The sequence below is a fragment of the Roseburia sp. 1XD42-34 genome, assembly GCF_009917385.1.
Lineage (GTDB): Bacteria > Bacillota > Bacilli > Bacillales > Amphibacillaceae > Virgibacillus.
In genome coordinates this window covers 1-884 of record NZ_QWLJ01000096.1, presented here as the reverse complement: position 1 = coordinate 884, position 884 = coordinate 1, and the positions used below count along the sequence as shown (strand labels likewise).

Here is an 884-nt window from a genome sequence, read left to right as displayed (position 1 = left end):
GTGGTGTGGAAGTAGAACTGCGGACGATAGTTGGAGAAGAATGGCGTATGACGGCCACCTTCTTCTTTTGTCAAGATATAAACTTCACCCTTGAACTTGTTGTGCAACTGGATTGAACCTGGCTTTGCCAAAACTTGGCCACGTTCAACTTGGTCACGGTTGATCCCACGAAGCAGGACACCAACGTTATCGCCGGCTTCACCAAGATCCAAGGTCTTACGGAACATTTCAAGACCGGTAACGGTGGACTTGAGAACATCTGGCTTCAAACCGATGATTTCAACTTCATCGCCGACCTTAACCGTACCACGATCGATACGACCAGAAGCAACGGTACCACGACCAGTAATGGTGAAGACATCTTCAACAGGCATCAAGAAAGGCTTGTCGGTTTCACGAACTGGGGTTGGGATATATTCATCGATAGTATCCATCAATTCCATGATAACCTTTTCCTGTTCAGGATCGCCTTCAAGTGCTTTCAAGGCAGAACCACGGAGAACAGGAATATCATCACCAGGATAATCGTATTCGCTGAGCAATTCCCGAACTTCCATTTCAACCAAGTCGATCAATTCTGGATCATCAACCAAGTCAGTCTTGTTCAAGAAAACAACGATGTAATCAACACCAACCTGACGCGCCAACAGAATATGTTCACGTGTTTGTGGCATTGGGCCATCAGTTGCAGCAACGACCAGAATCGCACCGTCCATCTGGGCAGCACCGGTGATCATGTTCTTAACGTAGTCAGCATGCCCTGGCGCATCAATATGTGCGTAGTGGCGCTTTTCCGTTTCATATTCAACGTGGGCGGTGTTGATGGTGATACCACGTTCTTTTTCTTCTGGAGCAGCATCAATCGAAGCATAGTCCTGCGCTTG

General features: G+C 47.5%; 1 protein-coding gene. It reads right to left on the bottom strand.

All coding sequences use genetic code 11. The features are described 5' to 3' along the window. The coding region (tuf, locus tag D1839_RS20210) for an elongation factor Tu (protein ID WP_166554475.1) at positions 1-884 on the bottom strand (884 nt) is incomplete at both ends.